Origin of the sequence: Sphingomonas caseinilytica (genome assembly GCF_023516455.1) — a bacterium.
GTDB classification, from domain to species: Bacteria; Pseudomonadota; Alphaproteobacteria; order Sphingomonadales; family Sphingomonadaceae; genus Sphingomicrobium; species Sphingomicrobium caseinilyticum.
In genome coordinates this window covers 977,078-1,001,805 of sequence record NZ_JAMGBA010000002.1, presented here as the reverse complement: position 1 = coordinate 1,001,805, position 24,728 = coordinate 977,078, and the positions used below count along the sequence as shown (strand labels likewise).

Annotated in this window: 23 protein-coding genes; 7 read left to right on the top strand and 16 right to left on the bottom strand. The window is 63.1% G+C overall.

Going from position 1 to position 24,728, the window contains the following annotated elements; translation table 11 throughout:
- The first annotated feature begins 26 nt into the window (after positions 1–26).
- Entirely contained in the window at positions 27–485 is a 459-nt protein-coding gene (locus LZ496_RS11635) for a universal stress protein (protein ID WP_249904843.1), read from the top strand.
- Between the two features lie 141 nt (positions 486–626).
- Here LZ496_RS11635 and LZ496_RS11630 read toward each other — a convergent pair whose 3' ends face one another.
- Genes LZ496_RS11630 through LZ496_RS11620 form a run of 3 tightly spaced genes read right to left on the bottom strand, consistent with a single transcriptional unit; the run spans position 627 to position 2,205 of the window.
- Positions 627–1,106, bottom strand: coding sequence for a GAF domain-containing protein (locus tag LZ496_RS11630; RefSeq protein WP_249904842.1), 480 nt, complete (start codon positions 1,104–1,106; stop codon positions 627–629).
- The gene (arfB, locus tag LZ496_RS11625; protein ID WP_249904841.1) at positions 1,106–1,513 is read right to left on the bottom strand and encodes an alternative ribosome rescue aminoacyl-tRNA hydrolase ArfB; all 408 of its coding nucleotides are present in this window, start codon (positions 1,511–1,513) and stop codon (positions 1,106–1,108) included. Before arfB ends, LZ496_RS11630 begins: the two co-directional genes overlap by 1 nt.
- Positions 1,510–2,205 (bottom strand): RluA family pseudouridine synthase, encoded by a 696-nt coding sequence (locus tag LZ496_RS11620; protein ID WP_249904840.1) that lies wholly within the window; start codon positions 2,203–2,205, stop codon positions 1,510–1,512. Before LZ496_RS11620 ends, arfB begins: the two co-directional genes overlap by 4 nt.
- A 199-nt stretch (positions 2,206–2,404) precedes the next feature.
- Here LZ496_RS11620 and ctrA point away from each other — a divergent pair, with 199 nt between their 5' ends.
- Entirely contained in the window at positions 2,405–3,112 is a 708-nt protein-coding gene (ctrA, locus tag LZ496_RS11615; RefSeq protein ID WP_249904839.1) for a response regulator transcription factor CtrA, read from the top strand.
- A gap of 66 nt (positions 3,113–3,178) precedes the next feature.
- On the opposite strand, the gene LZ496_RS11610 is transcribed toward ctrA, so the two are convergent.
- The gene (locus LZ496_RS11610) at positions 3,179–3,877 is read right to left on the bottom strand and encodes a winged helix-turn-helix transcriptional regulator (RefSeq protein WP_249904838.1); all 699 of its coding nucleotides are present in this window, start codon (positions 3,875–3,877) and stop codon (positions 3,179–3,181) included.
- Between the two features lie 140 nt (positions 3,878–4,017).
- Here LZ496_RS11610 and LZ496_RS11605 point away from each other — a divergent pair, with 140 nt between their 5' ends.
- Positions 4,018–4,245 carry a tautomerase family protein gene (locus LZ496_RS11605; protein ID WP_249904837.1) on the top strand — a complete coding sequence of 76 codons (228 nt, stop codon included), beginning with the start codon at positions 4,018–4,020 and terminating at the stop codon, positions 4,243–4,245.
- A gap of 65 nt (positions 4,246–4,310) precedes the next feature.
- Here the strand turns inward: LZ496_RS11605 and LZ496_RS11600 are convergent, their stop codons facing one another.
- The 3 genes from LZ496_RS11600 to LZ496_RS11590 form a co-directional block, all read right to left on the bottom strand.
- Positions 4,311–6,209: a TIR domain-containing protein gene (locus LZ496_RS11600; protein ID WP_249904836.1), complete on the bottom strand. Its 1,899-nt coding sequence runs from the start codon at positions 6,207–6,209 to the stop codon at positions 4,311–4,313.
- A 74-nt stretch (positions 6,210–6,283) separates the two neighbouring features.
- Positions 6,284–7,093 carry an arginyltransferase gene (locus LZ496_RS11595; protein ID WP_249904835.1) on the bottom strand — a complete coding sequence of 270 codons (810 nt, stop codon included), beginning with the start codon at positions 7,091–7,093 and terminating at the stop codon, positions 6,284–6,286.
- Between the two features lie 141 nt (positions 7,094–7,234).
- Positions 7,235–8,464, bottom strand: coding sequence for a threonine ammonia-lyase (locus LZ496_RS11590; RefSeq protein WP_249904834.1), 1,230 nt, complete (start codon positions 8,462–8,464; stop codon positions 7,235–7,237).
- A gap of 52 nt (positions 8,465–8,516) precedes the next feature.
- Between LZ496_RS11590 and LZ496_RS11585 the strand changes: the two genes are divergently transcribed.
- Positions 8,517–10,175: an amidohydrolase gene (locus LZ496_RS11585; protein ID WP_249904833.1), complete on the top strand. Its 1,659-nt coding sequence runs from the start codon at positions 8,517–8,519 to the stop codon at positions 10,173–10,175.
- Here LZ496_RS11585 and LZ496_RS11580 read toward each other — a convergent pair.
- The 5 genes from LZ496_RS11580 to LZ496_RS11560 all read right to left on the bottom strand — a co-directional run bounded on the left by LZ496_RS11580 (position 10,147) and on the right by LZ496_RS11560 (position 17,742).
- Positions 10,147–12,141 carry a protein-disulfide reductase DsbD family protein gene (locus LZ496_RS11580; RefSeq protein ID WP_249904832.1) on the bottom strand — a complete coding sequence of 665 codons (1,995 nt, stop codon included), beginning with the start codon at positions 12,139–12,141 and terminating at the stop codon, positions 10,147–10,149. The genes LZ496_RS11585 and LZ496_RS11580 overlap by 29 nt on opposite strands.
- Before the next feature lie 93 nt (positions 12,142–12,234).
- Entirely contained in the window at positions 12,235–14,841 is a 2,607-nt protein-coding gene (gene metH, locus LZ496_RS11575) for a methionine synthase (protein ID WP_249904831.1), read from the bottom strand.
- Positions 14,838–15,881, bottom strand: coding sequence for a homocysteine S-methyltransferase family protein (locus LZ496_RS11570; protein ID WP_249904830.1), 1,044 nt, complete (start codon positions 15,879–15,881; stop codon positions 14,838–14,840). The genes metH and LZ496_RS11570 overlap by 4 nt, the downstream gene beginning before the upstream one ends.
- Positions 15,878–16,780 (bottom strand): methylenetetrahydrofolate reductase [NAD(P)H], encoded by a 903-nt coding sequence (gene metF / locus LZ496_RS11565; protein WP_249904829.1) that lies wholly within the window; start codon positions 16,778–16,780, stop codon positions 15,878–15,880. Before metF ends, LZ496_RS11570 begins: the two co-directional genes overlap by 4 nt.
- Positions 16,777–17,742, bottom strand: coding sequence for an ArsR/SmtB family transcription factor (locus LZ496_RS11560; RefSeq protein WP_249904828.1), 966 nt, complete (start codon positions 17,740–17,742; stop codon positions 16,777–16,779). Before LZ496_RS11560 ends, metF begins: the two co-directional genes overlap by 4 nt.
- 202 nt (positions 17,743–17,944) lie before the next feature.
- On the opposite strand from LZ496_RS11560, the gene LZ496_RS11555 reads away from it, so the two are divergent.
- Together LZ496_RS11555 and LZ496_RS11550 are read left to right on the top strand one after the other, a co-directional pair.
- Entirely contained in the window at positions 17,945–18,187 is a 243-nt protein-coding gene (locus LZ496_RS11555; RefSeq protein WP_283938004.1) for a hypothetical protein, read from the top strand.
- Positions 18,188–18,288: 101 nt separating this feature from the next.
- Positions 18,289–18,471, top strand: a complete 183-nt coding sequence (locus tag LZ496_RS11550; protein ID WP_249904827.1) for a hypothetical protein — start codon at positions 18,289–18,291, stop codon at positions 18,469–18,471.
- A 134-nt stretch (positions 18,472–18,605) separates the two neighbouring features.
- On the opposite strand, the gene groL is transcribed toward LZ496_RS11550, so the two are convergent.
- The 3 genes from groL to LZ496_RS11535 form a co-directional block, all read right to left on the bottom strand.
- On the bottom strand, positions 18,606–20,243 hold the full coding sequence (gene groL / locus LZ496_RS11545; RefSeq protein ID WP_249904826.1) for a chaperonin GroEL: 1,638 nt from the start codon (positions 20,241–20,243) through the stop codon (positions 18,606–18,608).
- Between the two features lie 74 nt (positions 20,244–20,317).
- A complete protein-coding gene (gene groES, locus LZ496_RS11540) occupies positions 20,318–20,605 on the bottom strand; it encodes a co-chaperone GroES (RefSeq protein WP_249904825.1) in 288 nt (95 codons plus the stop codon).
- A 130-nt stretch (positions 20,606–20,735) separates the two neighbouring features.
- Positions 20,736–22,136: an MATE family efflux transporter gene (locus LZ496_RS11535; protein WP_249904824.1), complete on the bottom strand. Its 1,401-nt coding sequence runs from the start codon at positions 22,134–22,136 to the stop codon at positions 20,736–20,738.
- Positions 22,137–22,242: 106 nt separating this feature from the next.
- On the opposite strand from LZ496_RS11535, the gene sppA reads away from it, so the two are divergent.
- Positions 22,243–24,108, top strand: a complete 1,866-nt coding sequence (gene sppA / locus LZ496_RS11530) for a signal peptide peptidase SppA (protein WP_249904823.1) — start codon at positions 22,243–22,245, stop codon at positions 24,106–24,108.
- On the opposite strand, the gene LZ496_RS11525 is transcribed toward sppA, so the two are convergent.
- The gene (locus tag LZ496_RS11525; RefSeq protein WP_366516729.1) at positions 24,091–24,726 is read right to left on the bottom strand and encodes a hypothetical protein; all 636 of its coding nucleotides are present in this window, start codon (positions 24,724–24,726) and stop codon (positions 24,091–24,093) included. The two genes, sppA and LZ496_RS11525, sit on opposite strands and share 18 nt — an antisense overlap.
- Positions 24,727–24,728 lie beyond the last annotated feature (2 nt).

The window sequence follows — 24,728 nt, the reverse complement described above, 5'->3', positions numbered from 1 at the left end:
GCAGCGTCTCGTTGGGGAGAACAGGGATGGCGCGGACTTATCTCGTCGTGATCGACGACAGCCCGGAAGCGCGGGTTGCGCTGCGCTTTGCAGCGCGCAGGGCGTCGAAGACCGGCGGAGCCGTGGACGTGCTTGCCGTGGTCGAGCCGCAGGACTTCGTTCAATGGGGCGGAGTTCAGGCCGCGATCGAGGAAGAGCAGCGGCTTCGTATCGAGGGCGTTGTGGCAGCGGCCGTTGGCGAAATCATGAACTCCGCCGGGATCACGCCGGAGATTATCGTCCGGCAAGGCGATCCGGTGGCCGCGGTGCGCGCCCATATCGGAACGCGCGACGATATCGCCGCACTTGTCCTGGGCGCTGCTCCGTCGGGCAAGCCGGGGCCGCTCGTGGCGCATTTTACCGGCAATGATTCCGGAAAAATGCCGGTGCCGGTGATGATCATTCCCGGCGGGCTTAGCGACGACCAGCTGGAGAATTTGAGCTAGTTCCCAGCGCCGCGTCATGCTGAACTTGTTTCAGCATCCATTTTGGAGCCGGGTGAGCGGACGGAGGAATGGACCCTGAAACAAGTTCAGGGTGACGGATGCCCTGGGGGTGTCTGGTAGCCTGAACTCAGGAAGACGGCTTCAAATTGCCTTCGTCATAATCTCGGCGAGGCGAACGACGCCCGCCTCGTCTTCGGCATCGAACCGGGCATGCTTGGGACTGTCGATGTCCAGGACGCCCAGCAGCTCACCGTCGCGGATCAGCGGCACAACGATCTCGCTATTGGATGCGCTGTCGCACGCGATGTGGCCGGGGAAAGCGTGCACATCCTCAACCAATTGCACCTCGCGGGTCTGGGCCGCGACGCCGCAGACGCCGGTGCCAAACGGGATGCGGATGCAGGCCGGGCGACCCTGGAACGGACCAAGCACCAGCTCTCCATCAATGTTCCGATAGAAGCCGACCCAATTGATGTCGGGCAGCGTTTCCCAGATGAGGCCGGTCGCGTTCGCCATATTCGCGATGCCGTCGGTTTCACCAGCAACGAGGCCCTCAAGCGCCAGCGCCAAGTCCGCGTAAAGCGTGGTCTTGTCCGCCGCTTCGATCTTGAAGTCGTACATCAGTAGTCCACTTTCCCGCGACCGCGCTTCACTTCGCTACGCTGCTTCTTCTGGTCGACCCGCTTCGCCTTCGCCGCCTTGCTCGGCCGCGTGGCCTTACGCTTGCGGGGGACCATATGGGCCTTGGCGATCATTTCCGCCAGCCTTGCGCGGGCATCTTCGCGATTGGCTTCCTGCGTCCGGTAGTTGCGCGCGGTGATGACCAGCTCGCCGCTGTTCGTCATCCGGGTGCCGGCGATTTCCTTCAGCCGCTGGTAGGCGTCCGGGCTGAGACCGAGCCTGAATACGTCGACGCGCAATTGGCAGGCGGTCGCGACCTTGTTGACGTTCTGCCCACCCGGCCCGGTCGCGGCGAGGAAGCGTTCGCTCAGCGCCTCTTCGGGCAGGATGACGTCCTCCGGCTTCATAGGAAGTCCAGCCAGCGGCCAAAGCGATCGGGGACCGGGGCCGTCACATCGATCGGCTCCTTGGGTTCGCGCGGGACGATGAGCCGCCACGAATGCAGCAGCATGCCGCTGTCCGGAAGGGTCATGCCGCCGAGTTCCGCATCGTCCGGCAAGCTGTAGACAGGGTCGCCGACGATCGCGGCGCCGAGCCCCCGCGCCGCGTGGACACGGATCTGGTGGGTGCGGCCCGAGAGCGGCTGGAATTCGACCAATGTTTGGCCATCGGCCTCGGCGATCCGGCGCCAGCGGGTCGCGGCGGCCTTTCCGCCGCGATCCACGACCATCCGCCAGCCGCCCTTCGCGCTGGAAATCTTTGCGACCGGAAGCTCAATCGTCCCTTCATCGCCTTCGATCACGCCGTCGAGGACCGCCAAATAGGACTTGGTGACACCAGCGCGTTCGAACGCCTGCTGGAAGTGTTTCACTGCCCGAGGATTGCGCGCGAGCAGCAGGCAGCCCGACGTATCGCGGTCCAACCGGTGCATCGGAACGGGCGGCCGCTGGAAACCCAGCTTCAGCTCGTCGATCCTGGCTTCGATGCTGTCGCCACCCGCGCGGGGCGCATCGACGGGCAGGCCTTCGGGCTTGTCGATAACGATTGCCTCGCCATCGACGAACAGGATCCGGTCCTCAAGGTTTACGTACAGGGTCACGACAGATCCTTAAAAATTGAGCAGTTCCAATACTGATTCAGACTGATGCAATGCTGCAACGGCGCGAACCATTTACCAAGCTTTACGCACTATTAACCTTTTAAGGTCAGAAACCGCATGGTTAATGGACGCTTAGACGTCGCTAAAAGTGCTCAACCTTTGCACTTTTGATCGGCGGCCTAACCAGGGGAATATAGGCATGCGGGTTCTGCTGATCGAAGACGAAGCGACCATCGCCAAGAGCATCGAACTGATGCTCGGTACGGAAGGCTTCAACGTCTACACCACCGATCTTGGCGAGGAAGGCCTCGATCTAGGCAAGCTCTACGATTACGACATCATTCTTCTCGACCTCAACCTTCCCGACATGCACGGCTATGACGTGCTGAAGAAGCTCCGCACCGCCAAGGTTTCGACCCCGGTGCTGATCCTGTCGGGCATCGGCGAGATGGATTCGAAGGTCCGGGCTTTGGGCTTCGGCGCCGACGACTATGTCACCAAGCCGTTCCACCGCGACGAGCTGGTCGCTCGCATCCATGCGATCGTCCGCCGTTCGAAGGGCCATTCGCAATCGGTCATCCGCACCGGCAAGCTGGCCGTGAACCTCGACGCCAAGACGGTCGAGGTCGACGGCTCTCGCGTGCACCTGACCGGCAAGGAATATGCGATGCTGGAGCTGCTCAGCTTGCGCAAGGGCACGACGCTCACCAAGGAAATGTTCCTGAACCACCTCTACGGCGGCATGGACGAGCCCGAACTCAAGATCATCGACGTGTTCATCTGCAAGCTTCGCAAGAAGCTCAGCCTCGCCTGCGGCGGGGACAATTATATCGAGACCGTCTGGGGCCGCGGCTATGTGCTGCGCGATGCCGAGGCGGAAGGCGGCACGACCGAGGTCGCTGCTTAAGTCAACAAACTCTCTGTGGAGTGGGCAACGGCGGGGCGGAAACGCTCCGCCGCTTTGCATTGCACCCTAGCCGACCAACTGTTCGGGAATTGGCGCGCGCTTTGAGTCCGCGAAGACGCTCGGCCGCAACCAAGTGCTGATGCGCCTGGTCAGTGCCACCTCCCCTTCGACCACAAGGTCGCCGGTGAGCATTGCGTCGCGATAGCTCCTGTCACCCATCCAGACGTCATGCATCGTGCGCGTTGTCGTCGTGAAATAGACGTCCACGTCCCGCCCCGGCGGAGTGATGCAAATGTCCACCTTTTCGCCATCGACCAGCAGCCACCAATCGGCCTGGTCGTTCAAATCCTTGAACTTGAACTGGATGACGCTGTGGTCGCCAGGAAGCTGTGACGGATCGATGCTGCGTTCCAAATAGTACATTAGGAATTCAATATCGAAATCGTCCTGGGTCAGCTTGTCGCGCTGCCAGCACAGACCCCATTCGCCCATTGCGATAACAACCGGCAGCAACGCCTCGCACGCCGGCGTCGGAAAATATTCATAGCCCCGCTGGCCGCTGATCCGCCTCCTGACGACGAGCCCTTCCGCCTCAAAGGATTTGAGCCGTGCGGTCAGCAGGGCCGGCGAAATGTCGCCAAGGCCCCTTTGCAGTTCATTGAAGCGCCGCCCTCCCATCAACAGCTCTCGAATGATGAGAACGCTCCAGCGCTCACCCAATATCTCCGTCGCTTTGGCGATCGGGCAGAATTGGCCGTACTTCATTGGGCCTCCTGGCCCCGCAACATACGCTCCCACGACACCCCTCGCACTACAAAATCTGTAGTAGATTGCTTCATTTGCTGAACTGGCCGGGCGGGCCGGAGGCAGGCATTTGGTCCCCACCCCAACGGAGGAGACTCTCAATGCCGCTAGTTACCATCGACGTCATCAAGGACGTCTTCAGCCCAGAAAAGAAGCAGGAGCTGATCGAAAAAGTCACCGAAGCCATGATCGAGGTCGAAGGCGAGGAAATGCGCCCCGTGACCTGGGTCCGCATCATGGAGGTCGAGCAGGGCGACTGGGCGATCGGCGGCCAGCGCCTCAACGCAGCAGCAGTTCACAGCATGGGCGGTAAGCTGAAAGCCGCTTAGCAGTTTAAGCTTGGATCAAACGGCGGAGCGGAATCGCTCCGCCGTTTTGTTGTTTCGACGCAGCCTCAGGCCTTCGGGAACTTAAGCCGGGTGACGATAGCGGCGAAGCGGGGGTCCCCACGAATTGACTCGAAGTTTTGATCGGTCGGGAGGTACATGAGTCCGGGATCGCGAACCTTCAGCGCCGCTTCGAGCTCGGCGATCGCACCTTCCCGGTCACCCAGTTGGGCCAGTATCTCGGCATATTGGTAATGCGCGCTGTCGCCGGCGAACTTGCGCATGTCGGCCAGGATGGCGGCGGCACGCGCCCGGTTTCCGGTGCGTGCCGCGATGGCCGACCGGATCACGAACCAATTAGGGTGCTCGTGTGGCAATTGGTCAGTGACGCGTTCGGCTTCGGCATAGTTTCCGGCCTGAAATAGCGTGGTCGCGAGCCCGTTGCGCACGGCTGTCGAGGTAGGCGAGTCGGCGAGCAGCTTCCGAAAGAGCGGAATTGCCTCTTCGTGCTTACCCTCCCTGGACAACAGATAGGCCCTCGATCGGGCCACGCTGGGGTCCAGTGGATCGCGCGCCTGCGCTTTACTCCACAGAGTTGCCGCATCGTCGCCAAGACCAATCCCGCCCAGGAAGTTCGCGACTCCGACCATGATCTTCGATGAGCAGCCGGGGCTGGCAATGGCGCGCTGATATTCCGCCCAACCGGCAGTAAAATCCAAACTGGTCGTGCGATTAAGGCCGAGGGCAAAATGGGCGTCCGCAAGATCAGGCGCCAACGACACTGCCTTTCGCGCGACGACGGCCGCGGCATCCAGGCCCGTTTGCATTTCCTCGGCAGTACTCGCGTAAAAAGAAACGGCCGAGGTCGTCGCATTCGCCTTGCCGGCATAGGCCATGGCATATTGGGGATCGAGCGCGATCGCCGCGTCATAGAGCGCGACTCTCGCCAGCAACCCGTCCTTGCTGCCGTCCGGATTGGCATCGGCCTTCAACACCAGGTCTTGCGCAGCGGCGTTTTGAGTGCCGCCGACAGTCAATGCCTTACGATCGGCGTCGCCAAGCTGGCTACGCAACTGTTGTGCCACGGCTTCCGCGATGCTGGTCTGGATCTGAAGCACATCGCCGTTCGGGCGATCGAACGTCTGTGTCCAGCGTTCGACCCCGCTATTGCCATCGACCAGCTGGGCACTGACGCGGATTGTGGAAGGCGATCGGCGCACACTGCCGGTGACGATGGTTCCGACGGCCAGTTTCTTCGCAGCCGCCATGGCGTCGGCATCACGCAGCAGTTCCGATGAGGTTCGTCCGATCACTTTCAGCCCGGAAATGCGTGCCAGGGCGCTGCGCAATTCCTCGGCCATGCCATCGGAAAAATAGCTTTGCGCCGGGTCACCGCTCAAATTGGCGAACGGCAGGACAGCAACACTATTGGCGTTGGCAGGCGACCCACCCAACCACCACCAACCCAACCCGCCCGCCGCGGCCAGGCTTACGACAGCCCCGCCGGCAAGCGCGCCGCGGCGGTCGACAGATACCGTTTTCTCGACGGATGTCGTTCGAAGCGGCTGATCGCCGCCGACCGTGTGCCGCGCCGCGTCCAGCAGCGCGAGATAGCGCGGATCGTCGCGGTTTCCCTTCCATCCGGTCAAAGGCAAGCATTGCGTCTCGCCGAACCCGAGCGGCGGGTCGACCCGATCGATGGTCACCGGCACATAGACCTGGCGCTTGGCTGCACGCGCGGCTTCGTCGCGGACGAACCGGCCTTCGGGACCGGTCGAGCGCTTACTCCAGATGACGATTACACAGAGAGCCTGGTTGAGGTTGGTGGCGATGCTCTCGCGCCACTCATCGCCAGCACCGATGTTCGCATCCCACCAGACCGAAAGACCATCGGCCTGCAGCGCCTCGACAAGAGGCCGTACTCGCTGCCGGTCCTCCGCCTTGTACGAAACGAAAACGTCCGACATCGCCGCTTCCCCCCGATGGCGCGCAGTCTAAGAGCGTATCTGCCGGTTCAGGCAATCAACTGCAACCGGTGCGTTTAGGCGTCGATCAGGATCCGCTTCGGCGTACGCGCCGGCAGCTGGTCGGCGATGAGCGGTTCCGGCAGCACTTCCGGCGCGTCCATGCGGCGCCAGCCGTCGCGGCCGAGGCGCTCCATCGGGCGGAAGCTCGCCTTGTAGGCCATGCGGTCCGATCCTTCGACCCAATAGCCGAGATAGACATAAGGCAGCCCGGCGCGCGCGGCGCGGACGATGTGATCGAGGATAATGTAGGTACCGAGGCCCTTCCGAGCGCCCTCGCCCACATCGTAGAAGCTGTAGATCATCGAGAGGCCGTCGCCCTGCTGGTCGCTAAGGCAGGCGCCGACCAGCTTGCCCGGCTGACCGTCGACCGACGGCTCGCGATATTCGATGACATAGGTGCGGACCGGCGTCTGCTCGATCATGTCCGCATAATCCTGCTCGTCCATTTCGGCCATTCCGCCGCCAGGGTGGCGGGCCGACAGATAGTGGCGAAGCAGCGCATATTGTTCATCGGTCGCCCAGGGCCGACAGGCGTTCACTTCCAGATCGGAGTGGCGGCGGACCAGCTTGCGCTGCGTCGCGTTGGGCGTGAATTCATCGGAAACGACGCGCACCGAGATGCAGGCGGAGCAATCGACGCAGCTCGGACGGTAAGCAACCGATTGAGAGCGGCGGAAGCCGATGCGACCCAATGCCTCATTGAGCTCGGCAGCATTGCGGCCGTTGAGCTCCGTGAACACCTTCCGCTCAACCTTGCCGGCCAGGTAGGGGCAAGGGCTCGGGTTGGTTACAAAGAACTTTGGGAAGCGAAATGGTGCGCTCACCCAGTTGGCCTCCGTAAAATGGTTACGAAACTCTTTATGCTCGTCGTAAACGCGGATGAAAAGGGGTTGGACCCCGCAAAAGAGGGTTAATGCAACTACCTGTCCCGCGAGAGGACGATTCAGGGTAAATATTGAGGCTCGTTAGTCGAGTTCTGCACGCTCAACGTTGAACCCGGCCCCCACCAGCCGCTTGATCAGCGTTTCGATCGCCTGGGAGTCGCGCGCTTCGCATTCCACCTCGATCACCGTGTCCTTGGCCGGAAGGCGCGTAAAGATGCGGTGGTGGTTGGTTTCGATGATGTTGACGCCGCACTCGTGGAATTTGGCGGTGATCGCGGCCAGCGCCCCCGGCCGGTCCTGCGCCGCGATCCGGAGCCGCGCAATGCGGCCGCAGCGGACCAGCTCGCGAACGAGCACATTGGCGAGCAGGTGGGTGTCGATATTGCCGCCGCAAAGTGTCGTACCGATCTTGCGGCCGCGAAAACGCTCCGGCTGTGCGAGAATGGCAGCAAGCCCTGCCGCCCCTGCCCCCTCAACAATTGTCTTCTCTATATTCACGAGCATCGCGACGGCATGTTCGATGTCGCGCTCCGCGACGAGGTCGATGCGGTCGACCAGGTCGGCGATAATGGCGCGGGTCAGCTGGCCGGGCTCCTTGACCGCAATGCCCTCCGCCAGCGTGTCGCCGCCGATCGCGCCATGTCCGTTTTCGACGACATTCTTCATCGACGGGTAGAGTTCAGCCTCGACGCCAACTACCTGGATCCCTGGCTTCAACGCCTTTGCGGCGGTCGCGACGCCGGAAATCAGCCCTCCGCCACCGATCGGAATGACCAGCATGTCGAGGTCGGGCGCGTCCTCCAGCATCTCCAGCGCGACCGTCCCCGCCCCCGACATAACGGCCACGTCATCGAACGGATGGACGAAGATGTAGCCGTGCTTTTCTTCAAGCTCGCGCGCATGGGCATAGGCGTCGTCGAACCGCTCGCCATGGAGCACGACATTGGCGCCATGGCCCTCGGTCTGCGTGACTTTGATCATCGGCGTCGAGATCGGCATGACGATCGTCACCGGAATGCCGAGCCTGCGGCCATGATAGGCAACGGCCTGCGCGTGGTTGCCCGCCGACGCCGCCACCACGCCGCGGGCCCGCTCGGTGTCCGTCAGCTGCAGCAATTTGTTGAGCGCGCCGCGCTCCTTGTAGGCGGCGGTGAACTGCAAATTCTCGAACTTCAGCCATACTTCCGCGTCGACGATTTCCGACAGCGTATAGCTTTTCATCATCGGGGTTCGAATGACCGAGCCCTTGATCCGCTCGGCAGCGGTCTTGATGTCGTCGAGCGTCGGGCGGGTCTTGGTCGGTGCGTCCATGGGGTGCGGCCTAGACCTTCCGTGCCGCGCAAACAATGCTATCGAGCGCGGCATGATCAAGAGTTTGACCGCAACTTTCGGGATGCTTTTCGCGTCCGTCGCTACCCCGGCCCTTGCCGACACGTTGATTGCCAACGCCAATGGCATCCAGGTCGATGCCAATGGGAAGCTGGAACGATTCACCGGAATCCTCATCGGCAATGACGGGAAGGTGAAGCGGTTGCTTCATGGCGAAATGCTGAAGCTGCGCGATACGGATGTCGTCGATGCCAAGGGCAAGACGGTGCTTCCGGGCCTGATCGACGCGCACGGCCATGTGACGGCACTTGGCTTTGCAGCGCTCCAACTCGACCTCACCGGGACGACGTCGATCGAGGATCTTCAGTCTCGACTAAAAGCCTATGCAGCGGCCAATCCGGATGCCCGCTGGATTCTCGGCCGCGGCTGGAACCAGGAGCTTTGGACCGAGAAGCGCTTCCCGACCTCTGCCGATCTCGACGCCGTCGTCAGCGACCGGCCGGTCTGGCTGGGCCGGGTCGATGGTCATGCCGCAATCGCCAACAGCGCGGCGATGCAGGCGGCGGGCTTTGCGCTCAATACGCAGGCACCATCTGGCGGGCGGATCGAGAACGGCCTGTTCGTCGACGCCGCCATGAGCATGATTGAATCGAGAATTCCAGCGCCGACACCCGCCGAGCAGGATGCCGCCCTCGCCGCTGCCCAGAGGCTGATGCTTTCGAATGGCCTCACGACGGCCGCGGACATGGGCACGACGCCGGACGAATGGCTTGCAATGAACCGCGCCGGAAAGGCGAATGCCCTGAACGTACGGGTTTTGAGCTACGCCGGCGGAATCCCCGGCATGAGAGCCATCAACAGCGGGAAGCCCACCGGCTGGCTTTATAACGATCGGCTGCACCTCGGCGGGGTGAAGCTCTACGCCGACGGCGCGTTGGGATCGCGCGGCGCCTGGTTGAAGCACCCCTATCATGACAAGGTCGACACTCGGGGCCTGCAATTCCTGACCGACGCGCAAATGCTTGAGCAGGCCAATGCGGCTGCATCGGGCGGTTACCAGCTTGCGATCCACGCGATCGGCGACGCGGCCAACGCGCAGGTCATTTCAACCTATGAAAAGATATCGGCGACGTACGGCAAAGACCGTCGCTGGCGGATCGAGCATTTCCAGATTGCCGACCCGGTCGACATCCCGCGCCTCAAGTCCGCCGGGATCATCGCCTCGATGCAACCGACCCACCAGACCAGCGACCGGCTGATGGCGGAAGCGCGGCTGGGCCATGACCGGTTGAAGGGCGCCTATGCCTGGCAGACCGTCGAAAAGCTCGGCATTCCGATCGCATTCGGATCGGACTTTCCGGTCGAAAGCCCCAATCCTTTCCCGGGACTGGCCGCGGCGGTCAGCCGTCAGGATATGAACGCGCAGCCGCCGGGCGGCTGGATTCCTGAAGAGCGCGTCACCTTCGAACAGGCGCTGGCCGGCTTCACCCGCGGCGCGGCATATGCCGGCTTTGCCGAAACGAAGATCGGTACCCTCGACGCGGGCAAATGGGCGGACTTCATCATTGTCGACCGCGACGTCAGCACCGTGGATCCGCAGACCCTGGGCCGGACGCAGGTCCTCGAGACGTGGGTCGCTGGCAAAAAGGCCTGGTCGAAAGCCGCTAGCGTGGGCGCAGAGCGCGGTCGGTAAGCATGGCCGGCGTCAGGATTTGCGGAAGTTCCTCAGCTTCAGCGTTACCTGACGCATACCAGAGGTAAAGCGGCACGCCTGCCCTGCCCCGGCCTTCGAGGAAGCGGGTGATGGCGGGGTCGCCGTTGGTCCAGTCGCCGACGAGCACCTTCACGCCAGCCTTGTCGAATGCGTCGCGCACCGCTTCGCGCTCGATCGCGGCGGCCTCGTTGGCCTTGCAGGTGAGGCACCAGTCCGCGGTGAAGTAGACGAATACCGGCCAGCCTTCGGCGCGATATTTGGCGACGGCTGCTTCGCTCCAAACTTCCGTTCCGATTGGCACCCGCGCTTCGGCCGCGTGCTGGCGAGGCACGAGCAACGCGGCGCCGGCGGTTAGGATCAGGACCGCTGCCAGGGCTGCCCAACCGGCAGGCGCTCCATTGCGCTGACGAGTGCCCGTCCAGATCAGCAGGAGGGCCAATACGACAACAGCGAGGATGCCGGCGACAAGACCGATGACCCCAGCCTGCCGATAGAGCAACCAAAGGCAGCCTACGGCCGTCGCCGCCATCGGAATGGCGAGGAAGCGCTGCAGGCGAACCATCCAGGCTCCGGGCTGCGGCAGGCGTGTCCGTAGGGCCGGCATGAAGGCGATAATGAGGAAGGGAATGGCGAGGCCTAGTCCCAGGGCGGCGAACACTGCGACCGAACCGTAAATCGGCAACAGCAGTGCAGTTCCCAACGCGGCGCCCAGGAACGGCCCGGCGCAGGGGGTCGCTACGAAGGCCGCAAGGGCGCCGGTTCCGAAGCTTCCTCCCGGGCTATGTTCGCCTGCCAAGACCGGCAGTTCAAAGGCCCTGAGGAGGTTCAGCGTAATCGCGACCGCCAGCAGCAACAGGACGATCGTCGTTCGCGGATCCTGAAGCTGGAAGGCCCAGCCGGCCGCGCTTCCGCCTGCGCGGATCGCAAGCAGCGCGGTTCCGAGCAGTCCGGTTCCGATCACGGCCCCTGCAGCATAGGCCAGCGCATCGCGCCGTGCCTCTCGTTCATTGCCGCCCGACCGCGCCAGGTGAAGTGCTTTCAGCGCCAGGATCGGGAAGACACAGGGCATGAGGTTGAGCAACAGGCCGCCGACCAGCGCACCGAGGATCGCGAGCAGGACGGCGTCGAACCCGCGATCGCCAATGCGGCTGCCGCCCTCCGGTACATTGCCGGGCACAGCCTTTATTTCCAACCCTCGCCCGTCGCCGAGCGCCAATACGCCGGAGAGACTTGCGGGTTCGCCCCGCCGACGCTTCAACTCCGCGACCAGCATGTCGTCGCTGCGCCGGAATGACTGCGGCGCCGCATAGTCGATCGGGCCATCGTCGGACGGGAAGAAATAGGGTTCGCCGATCTCGACGCTCTCGGGCAGCGGAATTGCGATCTCGATCTGGTCGCCCTTGATCGCGAACTTGGCTGGGCTGACCAGCGGACGCGGCAACGCCCGGCGCCATTCGTCGAAGCGCGCACGCTGGCTGGCGCTGCTTCCGCCAACGGGAATGTCGAGGGCGAATTCGCCCCGCTCGGGAACGCAGACCTTGTCGGTGCAGGCGAGCCATTGCGCACTGGCGCGGATCGGCAGCATGCCCTTGGCATCCGCCGGAACCTTGAGCCGCGTCAGGACCGCGTGGTCGCGCTCGTAGACATAGTTGACGATCCCCGCGACCAGCAGCCGGTCGGGCACCGGAAAGCGTAATGGAGCGAGGCTCGCACCCTCAGGCAACTGCCAATCGATCTTCATCGGCAGGCCCGCATCGCCCGGATTGATCCAATAGCCATGCCAGCCCGGCTTGGTGTGCATCAGGATCGCAAGCTCGACCTCGCCGCCCGGCACCGCTGGACCTTCGGCGACCAACTCAGGCTTGATCGAATTTTCGCGCGGCGCGAGCTGGGCGGCGGCCGGGGTGGCGATCAGCGCGAACAGTATGAGCAGCCAGCGAAGCATTACACTTCCGTCATTGCGAGGAGCGAAGCGACGAAGCAATCCAGTTTCGTCGTCGGCTGCTGGATTGCTTCGCTTCGCTCGCAATGACGGTGATCAATCCAGATTGGGCCTAAGCCATCGCGTCGCCACGTCGACTTCGATATCGCGCCGTCCCGCATATTCCTGGAGCTGGTCCTGGCCGATCCGCGCGACGCCGAAATATTGGCTCTCGCGGTGGCCGAAGTAGAAACCGGACACCGCCGAGGTCGGCAGCATCGCGAAATTCTCGGTCAGCGAGACTTCGCCGGGGGCTCCGCCCAGCATTTCGAACAGGATCGGCTTCAGCGAATGGTCCGGGCAAGCGGGATAGCCCGGCGCCGGCCGGATGCCCTGATAATGTTCGCGGATCAGCTCGGCGTTCGAAAGATGCTCGTCGGCATAATCCCAAAGCTTATTGCGGACATGGGCATGGAGGACCTCGGCAAAGCTTTCGGCCAGGCGGTCGCCCAGCGCCTTGAACAAGATATCGTCATAGTCGTCGACGGTCTGTTTGAACCGTTCGAGGTGCGGCTCCATCCCGTGGATACCGACCGCGAATCCGCCGATCCAATCCTCGCCATCGGGATCGATGAAATCGGCGAGGCACATGTTCGGCCGGCCTTCGCGCTTCTTCACCTGCTGGCGAAGGAAGGGAACGCGAGTCCAGTCGTTGCCGGCGAGGATAAGGACGTCGTCGCCTTCGCGGCGGCAGCGCCACAGGCCGACGGTGCCCTTTGGCGTCACCCAGCGCTCGGCAATGATCTGGTCGAGCATCGCCTGGGCATCCTTGAACAGGCTGCGCGCGCTCTCGCCGACGACAGGATCGTCGAGGATGGCAGGATAGGTCCCCGCCAGTTCCCAGGCGCGGAAGAAAGGTGTCCAGTCGATGGAGGCCTTCAAATCCTTCAACGGCCATTCGCCGAAGTGATGAAGCCCCGGAAACTGCGGGGCGGGCGCCTTGCCGGAAGGATCGTAGGGGAAGGCATTGGCCCTTGCGTCAGCGAGGGTTGCAAGCTCGCTATGACCGCTTCGCTCCCGCGCCTTACGGATCTTGTCATAATCGTCGGCCGTGGCTTCGACCAACGGCACCCGCTGCGTGTCGGAAACCAGCGACGAGGCGACACCGACCGCGCGGCTTGCGTCGAGGACATGGATGACCGGGCCCTGATAGGCCGGATCGATGCGAAGCGCGGTGTGCACCTTGCTGGTGGTGGCCCCGCCGATCAGCAGCGGCATCGTCATGGCCGCGCGTTCCATCTCGCCGGCAACCGTCACCATCTCGTCGAGCGAGGGCGTGATGAGGCCGGACAGGCCAATCATGTCGGCGCTGTTGTCGTTGGCTGCCTTCAATATGTCCTGCCAGGACACCATGACGCCGAGGTCGATCACTTCGAAGCCGTTGCACTGAAGGACAACGCCGACGATGTTCTTGCCGATGTCGTGGACGTCGCCCTTGACGGTCGCCATCACTACGCGGCCCTTGCCCTGGGTGGACCCCGACTTCTCCTTCTCCGCCTCAATGAAGGGAAGGAGGTGGGCAACCGCACGCTTCATGACGCGGGCGGACTTCACCACTTGAGGCAGGAACATCTTTCCCGATCCGAACAGGTCGCCGACGACGTTCATACCGTCCATCAGCGGTCCTTCGATCACCTCGATCGGGCGGGCGAAGGCCTGGCGGGCTTCCTCGGTGTCCTCGACGATATGGGCGTCGATGCCCTTGACGAGAGCGTGGGCGAGGCGCTGGTCGACCGGCCAGCCGCGCCATTCCGCGGCCTTCTTTTCTTCAGCGGCGTCGGTTCCGCGAAAGCGTTCGGCCAAGACAATCAGCCGTTCCGTGGCATCGTCCCGACGGTCGAGGATGACATCCTCACAGGCTTCGCGAAGCTCAGGATCGATCTGGTCGTAGACGTCGAGCTGACCAGCGTTGACGATTCCCATGTCCATGCCCGCCGGAATGGCGTGATAGAGGAAGACCGAGTGCATCGCCCGGCGTACTGGCTCATTGCCGCGAAACGAGAAGCTGAGGTTGCTGAGGCCGCCCGAAATATGGACATGCGGGCAGCGCTCCCGGATCTCCCGCGTCGCCTCAATGAAGTCGAGTGCGTAACGCCGATGCTCGTCAATTCCTGTCGCGACCGCGAAGACGTTGGGATCGAAGATGATGTCTTCAGGCGGAAAACCGTCCGCGACGAGCAGCTTGTAGGCCCGCTCGCAGATCTCGACCTTCCGCTCCTTGGTATCGGCCTGACCGGTCTCGTCGAAGGCCATGACGACGACGGCGGCGCCATAGTCGCGGACCTTTCGCGCGGCCTTCAGAAACAGGCCCTCGCCTTCCTTGAGGCTGATCGAATTGACGATCGGCTTGCCGGATACGCACTGGAGCCCGGCCTCGATCACGCTCCATTTGGAACTGTCGATCATGACCGGTACGCGCGCGATGTCGGGCTCGGCCGCGATCCGCTTCAGGAAGGTCGCCATGGCCTTTTCGCCGTCGAGCAGCGCTTCATCCATGTTGACGTCGATGATCTGCGCGCCAGCCTCGACCTGATCACGAGCGACGGTGACCGCGGCGTCATAGTCGTCGGAAAGGATCAGCTTCTTGAACTTGGCGGATCCGGTAACGTTGGTCCGCTCACCAATGTTGACGAACCGGGCTCCAGCCCCTGCAAAATCATTCACGCGGCAATCACCATCGGTTCGAGGCCGGACAGCAGGGTCGATGTCGGCGCATTGGGCACCCGGCGCGGAGCGGCGCCCTCGGTCACGTTGGCGATGGCGGCGATATGCGCGGGCGTGGTGCCGCAGCAGCCGCCGACGATATTGACAAGCCCTTCCTCCAGCCATTCGCGGACCTGGGCTGCGGTTTCTTCCGCCGCTTCGTCATAGCAACCGAGCTCGTTCGGAAGTCCGGCGTTGGGATAGGCCATGATGAGCGTTTCGGCCTTCTGCGACAGCGCAGCGAGGTGCGGCCGGAGCTGGGCTGCCCCGAACGAACAGTTGAGGCCGATGGTCAGCGGCCGCGCGTGGCGGACCGTGGCCCAGAAGCCCTCGACCGTGTGACCGCTTAGGTTGCGTCCGCTGAGATCGGTAAGCGTCATGGAGATCATGATCGGTAGTTCTCGACCTAGCGCGACTTCAGCTTCCAGCGCCGCCATGATCGCCGCTTTGCAGTTCAGCGTATCGAACACTGTTTCGATCAGGACGAAATCGACGCCGCCCTCGACAAGCGCGTCGATCTGCTCGCGATAGACGGTCTTCACCTCTTCGAATGTCACTTCGCGATAGCCGGGATCGTTCACGTCGGGTGACAGCGACAACGTCTTGTTGGTCGGCCCGATCGCCCCTGCCACCCAGATCTTGCCATTCTTCGCGCCGGCCTCTTCTGCGACTTTGCGGATGATCCGGGCTGCCGCGCGATTGATGTCCTGCACCAAAGCTTCGGCGCCATAATCGGCCTGGCTGATGCGGTTTGCGTTGAACGTGTTGGTCGCAAGGATATCGACGCCCGACGCGACGAAACGCTCGGCGATCTTGCGAATGACGTCGGGCCGAGTGAGGTTCAACAGGTCGTTATTGCCGCGCTGGTCATGGCCCAGCGACAGGTCACCCCGGAAATCTTCTTCCTTGAGGTTTTCACCCTGGATCAGCGTGCCATAGGCACCATCCTTTACAAGGACCCGCTGCGCGGCAGCCGCGCGCAGGTCCAACGCGGCGCTCATGCGCGAACTCCCAGCAAATGGCAGATGGCGTAGGCCAGTTCCGCCCGGTTCAATGTGTAGAAATGGAAATGGCGGACCCCGCCGGCGTAAAGCTGCCCGCAGAGCTCTCCGGCGATGGTTGCTGCGACAAGCTGACGGGCCGCCGGAAGTTCGTCCAGCCCTTCGAACAGCCGGTCCAGCCAGTCGGGGATGGCCGCTCCGCATTGGCCCGCGAACCGACGTGTGGTCGCGACATTCGTAACCGGAAGGATGCCAGGGACGATCTCGATTCCGGGGCGGATCGCGGCAACACGATCACGGAAGCGGAGGAAGCAATCGGCCGAGAAGAAGAATTGCGTGATCGCGCGGTCGGCGCCCGCATCGATTTTCCGCAGCAGATTATCGAGATCGCTTTCCGGACAATCGGAGTCTGGATGGACCTCCGGGTAGGCTGCAACCGAAATTTCGAACGGAGCGACCGCCTTCAGGCCTGCAACAAGCTCGGCCGCATTGGCATAGCCGCCCGGATGGGGGCGATAGGCTTGCCCAACCTCCGGCGGATCGCCGCGAAGCGCGACAATGTGACGGACGCCGACATCCCAATAGTCCTTAGCGACGGCATCGATCTCATCACGGGTCGCACCGACGCAGGTGAGGTGCGCCGCCGGCGTCAAGTCGGTTTCCTTGACGATCCGCTCGACGGTTGCGTGTGTCCTCTCTCGCGTCGATCCGCCAGCTCCATACGTCACGGACACAAATCGCGGGTTCAACGGCGCCAGAGTTTCGATCGAACGCCACAGCGTTTCCGCCATGGTGTCCGTCTTGGGCGGGAAGAATTCGAAACTGACGGCAATGTCGCCCCTCGCCTCGGCGAAAAGCGGCGCGTGATTGTTCAAGTTGATCTCCAGTTCGCGGTTCATGCGGCTACACGCTCCGATGTTGCGGAACCGGCCTTCACGCCGCGCCACAGGATGACGGTCAGTGCGCCTCCACCAAGTCGTTCGATCCGGTCGAGATTGACGCCGGCGGCCGAAAACCATCCGCGCATCGCGTCGTCGGCGAAGCCCAACCTTAGATGCGCATCCTGCTCCTTCAGCTCCGCCCGATCATGCTGTGCGAAATCGATCACGAGCAGTTGGCCACCTGGGGCCAAGACACGTGCCGCTTCGGCGATCGCCGAGCCGGGTTGCTGCGCATAATGCAGGACCTGATGTAGAATGATGCTGTCCGCGCTGCGGTCGGCCAGTGGCAGCGCCTGCATGTCGCCCTGGCGTAGGCGCGCTCCACAAATTCCGGCTTCATCCAATTTCACTCGCGCCAGTCGAAGCATTTCGGATGACCGATCGATGCCGATGGCGCTATCAGCCATTGGGGCGAACAGCTCCAGCATTCGCCCCGTCCCGGTACCGATATCCAGAAGTGCTCCCAAGGGACGCTCGTCCAAAAGCTCCGTAATCGCCCGCTCAATCTCAGTGTCCGCGATATGCAGTGCCCTGACGTTTTCCCAGGTCGCGGCATGCGCTTCGAAATAGCGCCTGGCCGCCTCCGCCCGATCGGCGCGGATCGTGTCCAACCGCGCCGCGTCGGCCGCGAATATGCGCTCGGCGTCCGGGTCGACCTCACTGGCAAGGGCGAACAAAGATTCTGTCCTGTGAGGCTCGGCAAGCTGGAGGTAGACCCAGCTGCCTTCCTTGCGGCGCCTGACCATGCCCGAATCAGACAGGATCCGGACATGGCGCGACACTCGCGGCTGGCTTTGACCCAAGAGCTGGGCGAGTTCGCCGACCGACAGCTCCATCGAACGCAACAGCGCAAGGATGCGCAGCCGCGTTGGATCGGCCAGCGCTTGGAAAAGCGAAGCCAGCTGGAGGTCCCTGGTCATGGCTTAAGGATATAAAGAAGTCTTTATATGCGTCAATGAAAGCAGGGCCAAACCAAGAACTTTTTGCCTCCGCAACAAATGACGATTGCGTGACGCGCGAAACATCAATATCTCCAGCCGCTGGCCTGACGCTATGCGTGAGGCCGAGCCGGAGTTGTGCCCGCAAGGGGACAGCTCCCCATAAGCAAGGAATGGAACGATCATGAAGAAGGTTGCACTGACCGTTGCGGTCCTCGCGCTCGGCCTGGCCGCGTGCGAATCCAAGACCGAGGAAGCCGTTGAGAACGTTGCGGTCGAGAACGCCGTTGAGAGCGACGTGAACGCTGCTGAAGTCGCCGTCGACAACGCGCTCGACGCTGCTGGCAATGCCGTCGATAACGCTGGTGAAGCGGTCGAGAACGCTGCTGACGCCGCTGGCGACGCTGCGACGAACGCTGCTCAGTAAGCTCTCGCGTCTGCCGCATTAGCGGCAAAGCGAATAGAAGGGCCGTCCGGGAAACCGGGCGGTCCTTTTTTCTTGTCCGGTCGGGATGCTAGTCAATTCCAATGAGGAAGATCTTGTTATTCGGCCTGATGTTGCTTGCTGCATGCAATCGGGAGGAGCAGCCAGAACCGCCGACCGCCGCCGAAACGGAGCGACTCGATGAGGCCGAGGAAATGTTGAATGACCTGGCCAACGAAGAAGGGGCGGCACCCGAAGGCACCGCCCCTGCTGTAAATTCGGATTAGCTTGGCGGTGGCCGTCACGGAGTAAATACGTGACGTCGGTCCTGTCCGCTACGCGGCAGGCCGTCCGAACCTCGCCGGGTCCTGGCCTAGCTAACGGCTCTCGCGAGCCGCTTCGCTAGCCCAGGCCGCCTCGGTTAGAAGTCCATTCCGCCCATGCCGCCCATGCCGCCCATCGGAGCGGCCGGCTTGTCATCAGGCATTTCGCTGACCGCCGCTTCGGTGGTGATCAGAAGGCCCGCGACCGACGCGGCGTCCTGGAGCGCGGTGCGAACGACCTTGGTCGGGTCGATCACGCCGGCCTGGACCAGGTTCTCATAGACTTCGGTCTGGGCATTGAAGCCCAGCGCCTCGTCCTTGCCTTCGAGCAGCTTGCCCGAGATCACCGCGCCGTCATGGCCGGCATTCTGGGCGATCTGGCGAACCGGCGCCTGCAGAGCCTTGCGGACGATGTCGATGCCGCGGGTCTGGTCGTCGTTGACGCCATTGAGGCCTTCCAGAGCCTTCGTAGCATAGAGCAGAGCGGTACCGCCGCCCGGAACAATGCCTTCTTCGACTGCAGCGCGGGTTGCATGAAGCGCGTCATCAACGCGGTCCTTGCGCTCCTTCACTTCAACCTCGGAAGCGCCGCCGACCTTGATCACGGCAACACCGCCGGCCAGCTTGGCGAGACGCTCCTGGAGCTTCTCGCGGTCATAGTCGCTGGTGGTGTTCTCGACCTGCTGGCGGATCGCGCCGACGCGGGCCTCGATCGATTCATGGCTGCCAGCGCCATCGACGATGGTGGTGGTGTCCTTGTCGATGCTGACGCGCTTGGCGGTGCCGAGCATGCCGACCGTGACATTCTCAAGCTTGATGCCGAGGTCTTCCGAGATCATCTCGCCGCCCGTCAGGATTGCGATATCCTCAAGCATCGCCTTGCGGCGGTCGCCGAAGCCCGGAGCCTTGACGGCAGCGACCTTGAGACCGCCGCGCAGCTTGTTGACGACCAGGGTCGCCAGTGCTTCGCCTTCGATGTCCTCGGCGATGATCAGCAGCGGACGGCCCGACTGGACGACCGCTTCGAGGATCGGGAGCATCGCCTGAAGGTTCGACAGCTTCTTCTCGTGGATCAGGATGTAGGGATCGGCCAGTTCGACCGACATCTTCTCCGGATTGGTGATGAAGTAAGGCGACAGGTAGCCGCGGTCGAACTGCATGCCTTCAACGACGTCCAGCTCGAACTCGAGACCCTTGGCTTCCTCGACGGTGATCACGCCTTCCTTGCCGACCTTTTCCATCGCCTCGGCGATCTTCTCGCCGACGACGGTATCGCCGTTGGCCGAGATGACGCCGACCTGGCTGATCTCGTTGGAGCCCGAAACCGGCTTCGAGCGAGCCTTGAGGTCATCGACGACCTTGGTGACGGCAAGATCGATGCCGCGCTTCAGGTCCATCGGGTTCATGCCGGCCGCGACCGACTTCATGCCTTCGCGCACGATCGCCTGGGCGAGCACGGTGGCGGTGGTGGTGCCGTCACCGGCGATGTCGTTGGTCTTCGAGGCGACTTCACGCAGCATCTGCGCGCCCATGTTCTCGAACTTGTCCTTGAGTTCGATTTCCTTGGCGACGGTGACGCCGTCCTTGGTGATGCGCGGTGCGCCGAAGCTCTTGTCGATCACGACGTTGCGGCCCTTGGGGCCCAAAGTCACCTTCACGGCATCGGCGAGAATGTCGACGCCCTTCAGAATGCGCTCGCGAGCGTCGCGCGAGAATTTCACGTCCTTGGCTGCCATCTGGCTACCCTTTCAAACTTGTGAAGTTGATGAAGTTGACGGTGGAGAAATTGATGAAGTTGACGGTCAAACCGTCAGCCAACGATCCCCAGAATGTCGCTTTCCTTCATGATGATCAGGTCTTCGCCCGAGATCTTCACCTCGGTGCCGGACCATTTGCCGAACAGGATGCGGTCGCCGGCCTTGACGTCCAGCGGCGTCACCTTGCCGTCTTCGGCGCGAACGCCGGTTCCGACTGAGACGACTTCGCCCTCTTGCGGCTTTTCCTTGGCAGAATCGGGAATGATGATCCCGCCGGCGGTCTTCTCTTCGGCCTCGACGCGGCGGACGAGGACACGGTCATGAAGCGGCCTGAAAGACATTGGTCTGAAACCCCTTGTGTTGCGTCATCAGAATATGAGTCGGCTGGCACTCTTTTGACGGGAGTGCCAACGTTGGCGCGCATATGGGTCGGGCATTCCTACCCGTCAACACCCCCCGGTACGGGAATCGTCAGGAAGCGACGCGGGTGAGGCCGAGCGTTTCGCGCCTGGTCCAGCGCCAGAGCATCAGGACGGCCACGATCGCCAGGCCGACGGCGAGGCCAGTCCAGATGCCCTGCCCCTGCCAGCCCTGGCGGAACGCGAGCCAGGCACCGATGCCGATACCGATTGCCCAATAGCCGACGAAGGCGAAGATCATGGGCACACGAGTATCGTGGAGGCCGCGCAGCATGCCGGCGCCGACCACCTGCGCGCCGTCGACGATCTGGAAGATCGCGGCGATGGCCAGGAAGGAGGTTGCGAGCGCGATCACCCGGGCATTTTCGGCCGTGTCGTCTAGGAAAATGGTGATCAGGTCGCGGGGGATCGACCAGATGACGATTGCCGTCATCGCCATGAACCCGACGCCCAGCATCCAGGCCGTCCAGCCGGAACGTGCGATCCCTGGTTTGTCGCCCTCGCCGAGGCAGCGACCAACCCGGACCGTGGCCGCCTGGCTAAGACCCCAGGGCACCATGAAGGCCATCGCTGCAATCTGTAGGGCCACGGCGTGGGCTGCGACGGATTCCGCGTCGATCAGGCCCATGAGATAGGCCGCGGCGCTGAATACTCCGCCCTCAAAGCCCATGGCCAACCCGATCGGAAGGCCGAGCCGCCACAGCTTGCGATAGCGCGGCCAGTCCGGCCTCCAGAACCGCCCGAACAAATGAAACCGGCGAAACTGCCGGTCGGTGACGATCACCACCGCCAGCATCAATGCCAGCACGGTCCAGACGATCGAACTGGCGAGACCCCCGCCGAAAATGCCGAGTGCCGGCAGCCCGAAATGGCCGAAGATCAGCCCATAGCCGAGCAGCGCGTTCGCCCCGATCCCGAAGAGGCTGATGACCAGCACCCAACCCGGACGCTCCAGCGCCGCGACGAAATTGCGCATCGCCTGAAAGAACAGGAACGGCATCATCGACCACATGTAGCCGTGGATGAAGGTCTGGGCGTCGCGGGCCAGTGCCGGCTCCTGCCCCAAGGCAAGGATGATCGGTTCGGAATTCCACAGCACCAGCCAGATCGGAACCATCACGGTGACGATCATCCACAGCGATTGGCGAAACGTCCGGCGCACGTCGTGGACCACCTGGATCTTCGCACCGATCGCGGTCGCCATCATCGGCGACGAAGCTGTGACCAGTCCCAGGCAGACCAGGCTGAAGGCGAAGACGAGGTTGATGCCGAGCGCCGAGGCCGCCAGCGGCCGGGCGCCGAGCCAGCCCATCAGGACAACATCTGTCGCCTGGATCGCGGCATAGGTTAGGTTTGAGAGGATGAGCGGCCAGGCAAGACTTAGGGTCGCGCCGAGCTCCGCGCGCCACGCCTGCCGGCCCGACGCCGTCGATAAAACTGGAATGGCCTCCATGAGGATGCGGTTAGCAGTTCTGCCGTTTTCCGCCACAGCCACCGGTCGAAATTCCTTGGGCCAGACCTTATTTCTGCATTAGGCCTGATCTTCGAAGGAGATTGGCATGCGGTTCGTGCGTGCGATTTGGAAGTTGCTGGTGGGCGTCAAGGACGCGCTCGTCCTGGTGTTCATGCTGATATTCTTCGGCCTGCTCTATGCCGGCCTGTCGGCGAAGCCCGCAGCCATCGGAAACGGCGTCCTGGACATGGACCTTGACGGCGTTCTCGTCGAGCAGGCCTCGCGCCCCGACCCATTCGCCACCGTTGCCGGCGCCGGCAACGTCACCCGCGAATTCGAGCTTCGCGACCTTGTCGCCGCGCTCGAGACCGCGAAGGATGACGACCGGGTCAAGGCGATCTCGCTAGACCTGGATGGCTTCCTCGGCGGCGGACAGCCGGCGATCGCCGCGCTTGGAGAGAAGATCCGCGAGGTCAAGAAGGTGAAGCCGGTCGTCGCATTCGCCACCGGCTACACGGCCGACCGCTATCAGATCGCGGCGCATGCTTCGGAAATCTGGATGCCGGCGATGGGCGTTCTCGCGATTGCCGGTCCGGGCGGCAACAATCTTTATTTCAAGGGCTTGCTCGACAAGCTTGGAGTCACCGCCAACGTCTATCGCGTAGGTACGTACAAGGCCGCGGTCGAGCCCTTCACGCGCAGCGACATGTCGCCCGAAGCCCGTGAAAACTCCCAGGCCCTGGCCGGCGCACTTCTGGAAACATGGCGGGAAGACGTGGCACGCGGACGGCCCGCCGCAACGCAAGGCATGGCGCGCCTGCTGGGCGACCCGGTCGGCGTGACCCGGGCGGCCAATGGCGACATCGCCAAGGCGGCACTGGACCTGAAGCTGATCGACCGCGTCGGCGAGCGCCGCAATTATGAAGAGCGGCTGGCAGAGCTTGGCGGCAAGGACGATGACGGCAGCCATCCCTACAAGCGGATCAAGCTTGCCTCCTATGAGGAGCAGGCGGTCGAAACGCCCACCGGCCCGATCGGCGTCGTGACCATTGCCGGCGAGATCGTCGACGGAAAGGCCGGCCCGGGCCGCGCCGGCGGCGAGACCATCGTTCGCGAAATCGAGCAGGGATTGGCCGACAACGACCTCAAGGCGCTGGTCGTCCGTGTCGACAGCCCCGGTGGTTCGGCGATGGCTTCGGAGCAGATCCGACAGGCGTTGATGGCGGCCAAGGCCAAGAAGATCCCGGTTGTCGTATCGATGGGCAATGTCGCGGCATCCGGCGGTTACTGGGTCGCGACGCCCGGTGACTATGTCTTCGCCGAGCCTTCCACGATCACCGGATCGATCGGCGTGTTCGGCGTGCTTCCCAGCTTTGAAGGCTCGCTAGCCAAGCTCGGCCTTGGCGCCGATGGAGTGAAGACGACGCCGCTTTCAGGCGAGCCCGACTTGCTGAAAGGCCCGTCACCGGAAGCCGACGCGATCATCCAGGCCGGGGTGGAGCAGGTTTATGCCAAATTCCTGACCATCGTCGCCCAGGCGCGTCGCAAGTCGCCGGCCGACGTCGATCGCATCGCGCAAGGCCGCGTGTGGGACGGCGGAACGGCTCGCCAGCTTGGGCTGGTCGATGGGTTCGGCGGAATGGACGAAGCGGTCGCCAAGGCAGCCGAACTCGCCAAGCTGGGAGAAGATGAGCGCGGGCTCACCTACCTTGAGAAGGAACCGAGCTTCACGGACACGCTGATGGAGGCCTTTGCCGCGGAAGAGGAGACCGAGGAAGTGCCCGCCGACGCGTTTGCATCGCTCGCGCCCGCTCCCGAAGGCCTGCTGGCCCGCGCAATCGCCGAGGTCCGTTCGATCCTGAATGGCCCGACAATCCAGGTGCGCTGCCTCGACTGCCCGCCGGTCGTCGCGGCCCCACGCCTGTCCAACGACGACCGCAACTGGCTCGCTCGACTACTTAGCTGGAGCTGACGACTTCCCGTTGCCGTTTCGGCCATTGCCGTTCTTGCCGTTCTTGCGGCGAATGGTCAGCGGCAGAAGGACAAGGGCGAGAAGCACCATACCCAGTGACAGCGCGCCGAAGCTGACGACCCAAGGGTTATGCGTGTCCTCGCGGCCCTGCAGGTCCATGATGTGCAGGCCCCACATGAAATCGTAAATCCGCCACCAGGCGGTTCGACGAGCGATAATGTCGCCTGACCCGCCATCGATGTAGAAATGGGTATTGTCGGTCATCCGCACGACCCAGCCGTTCATGGCCCGGCGCAATTCCAGGGGCGGGCTGTCGGCGTCGATCCGCTTCACGCCAGCCACCTGTGCGGTGCCGGTGTAGCGGGCCATCAGCTCCCTGCTGGCATCTGCTGCACCAAGCGGCGGCAGGAGTTGTCCGGTCGCGGGATCGGCCAGCCGTTTCTCGCCGTCGCCGAAATCGATTTCCCAGCGGGGACCGTCAGCGCGCGGCTCCAGCGCGACGGAAAGGATTGGACGCCCCTCGACCTTCGGCGCGACCAGCGACGCACCGACGCTGAACGGCTTCGGCGCCGCAATCAGATCTTCGCCCCTGACTTCCTCGATGGGCTTTGCGACCATCA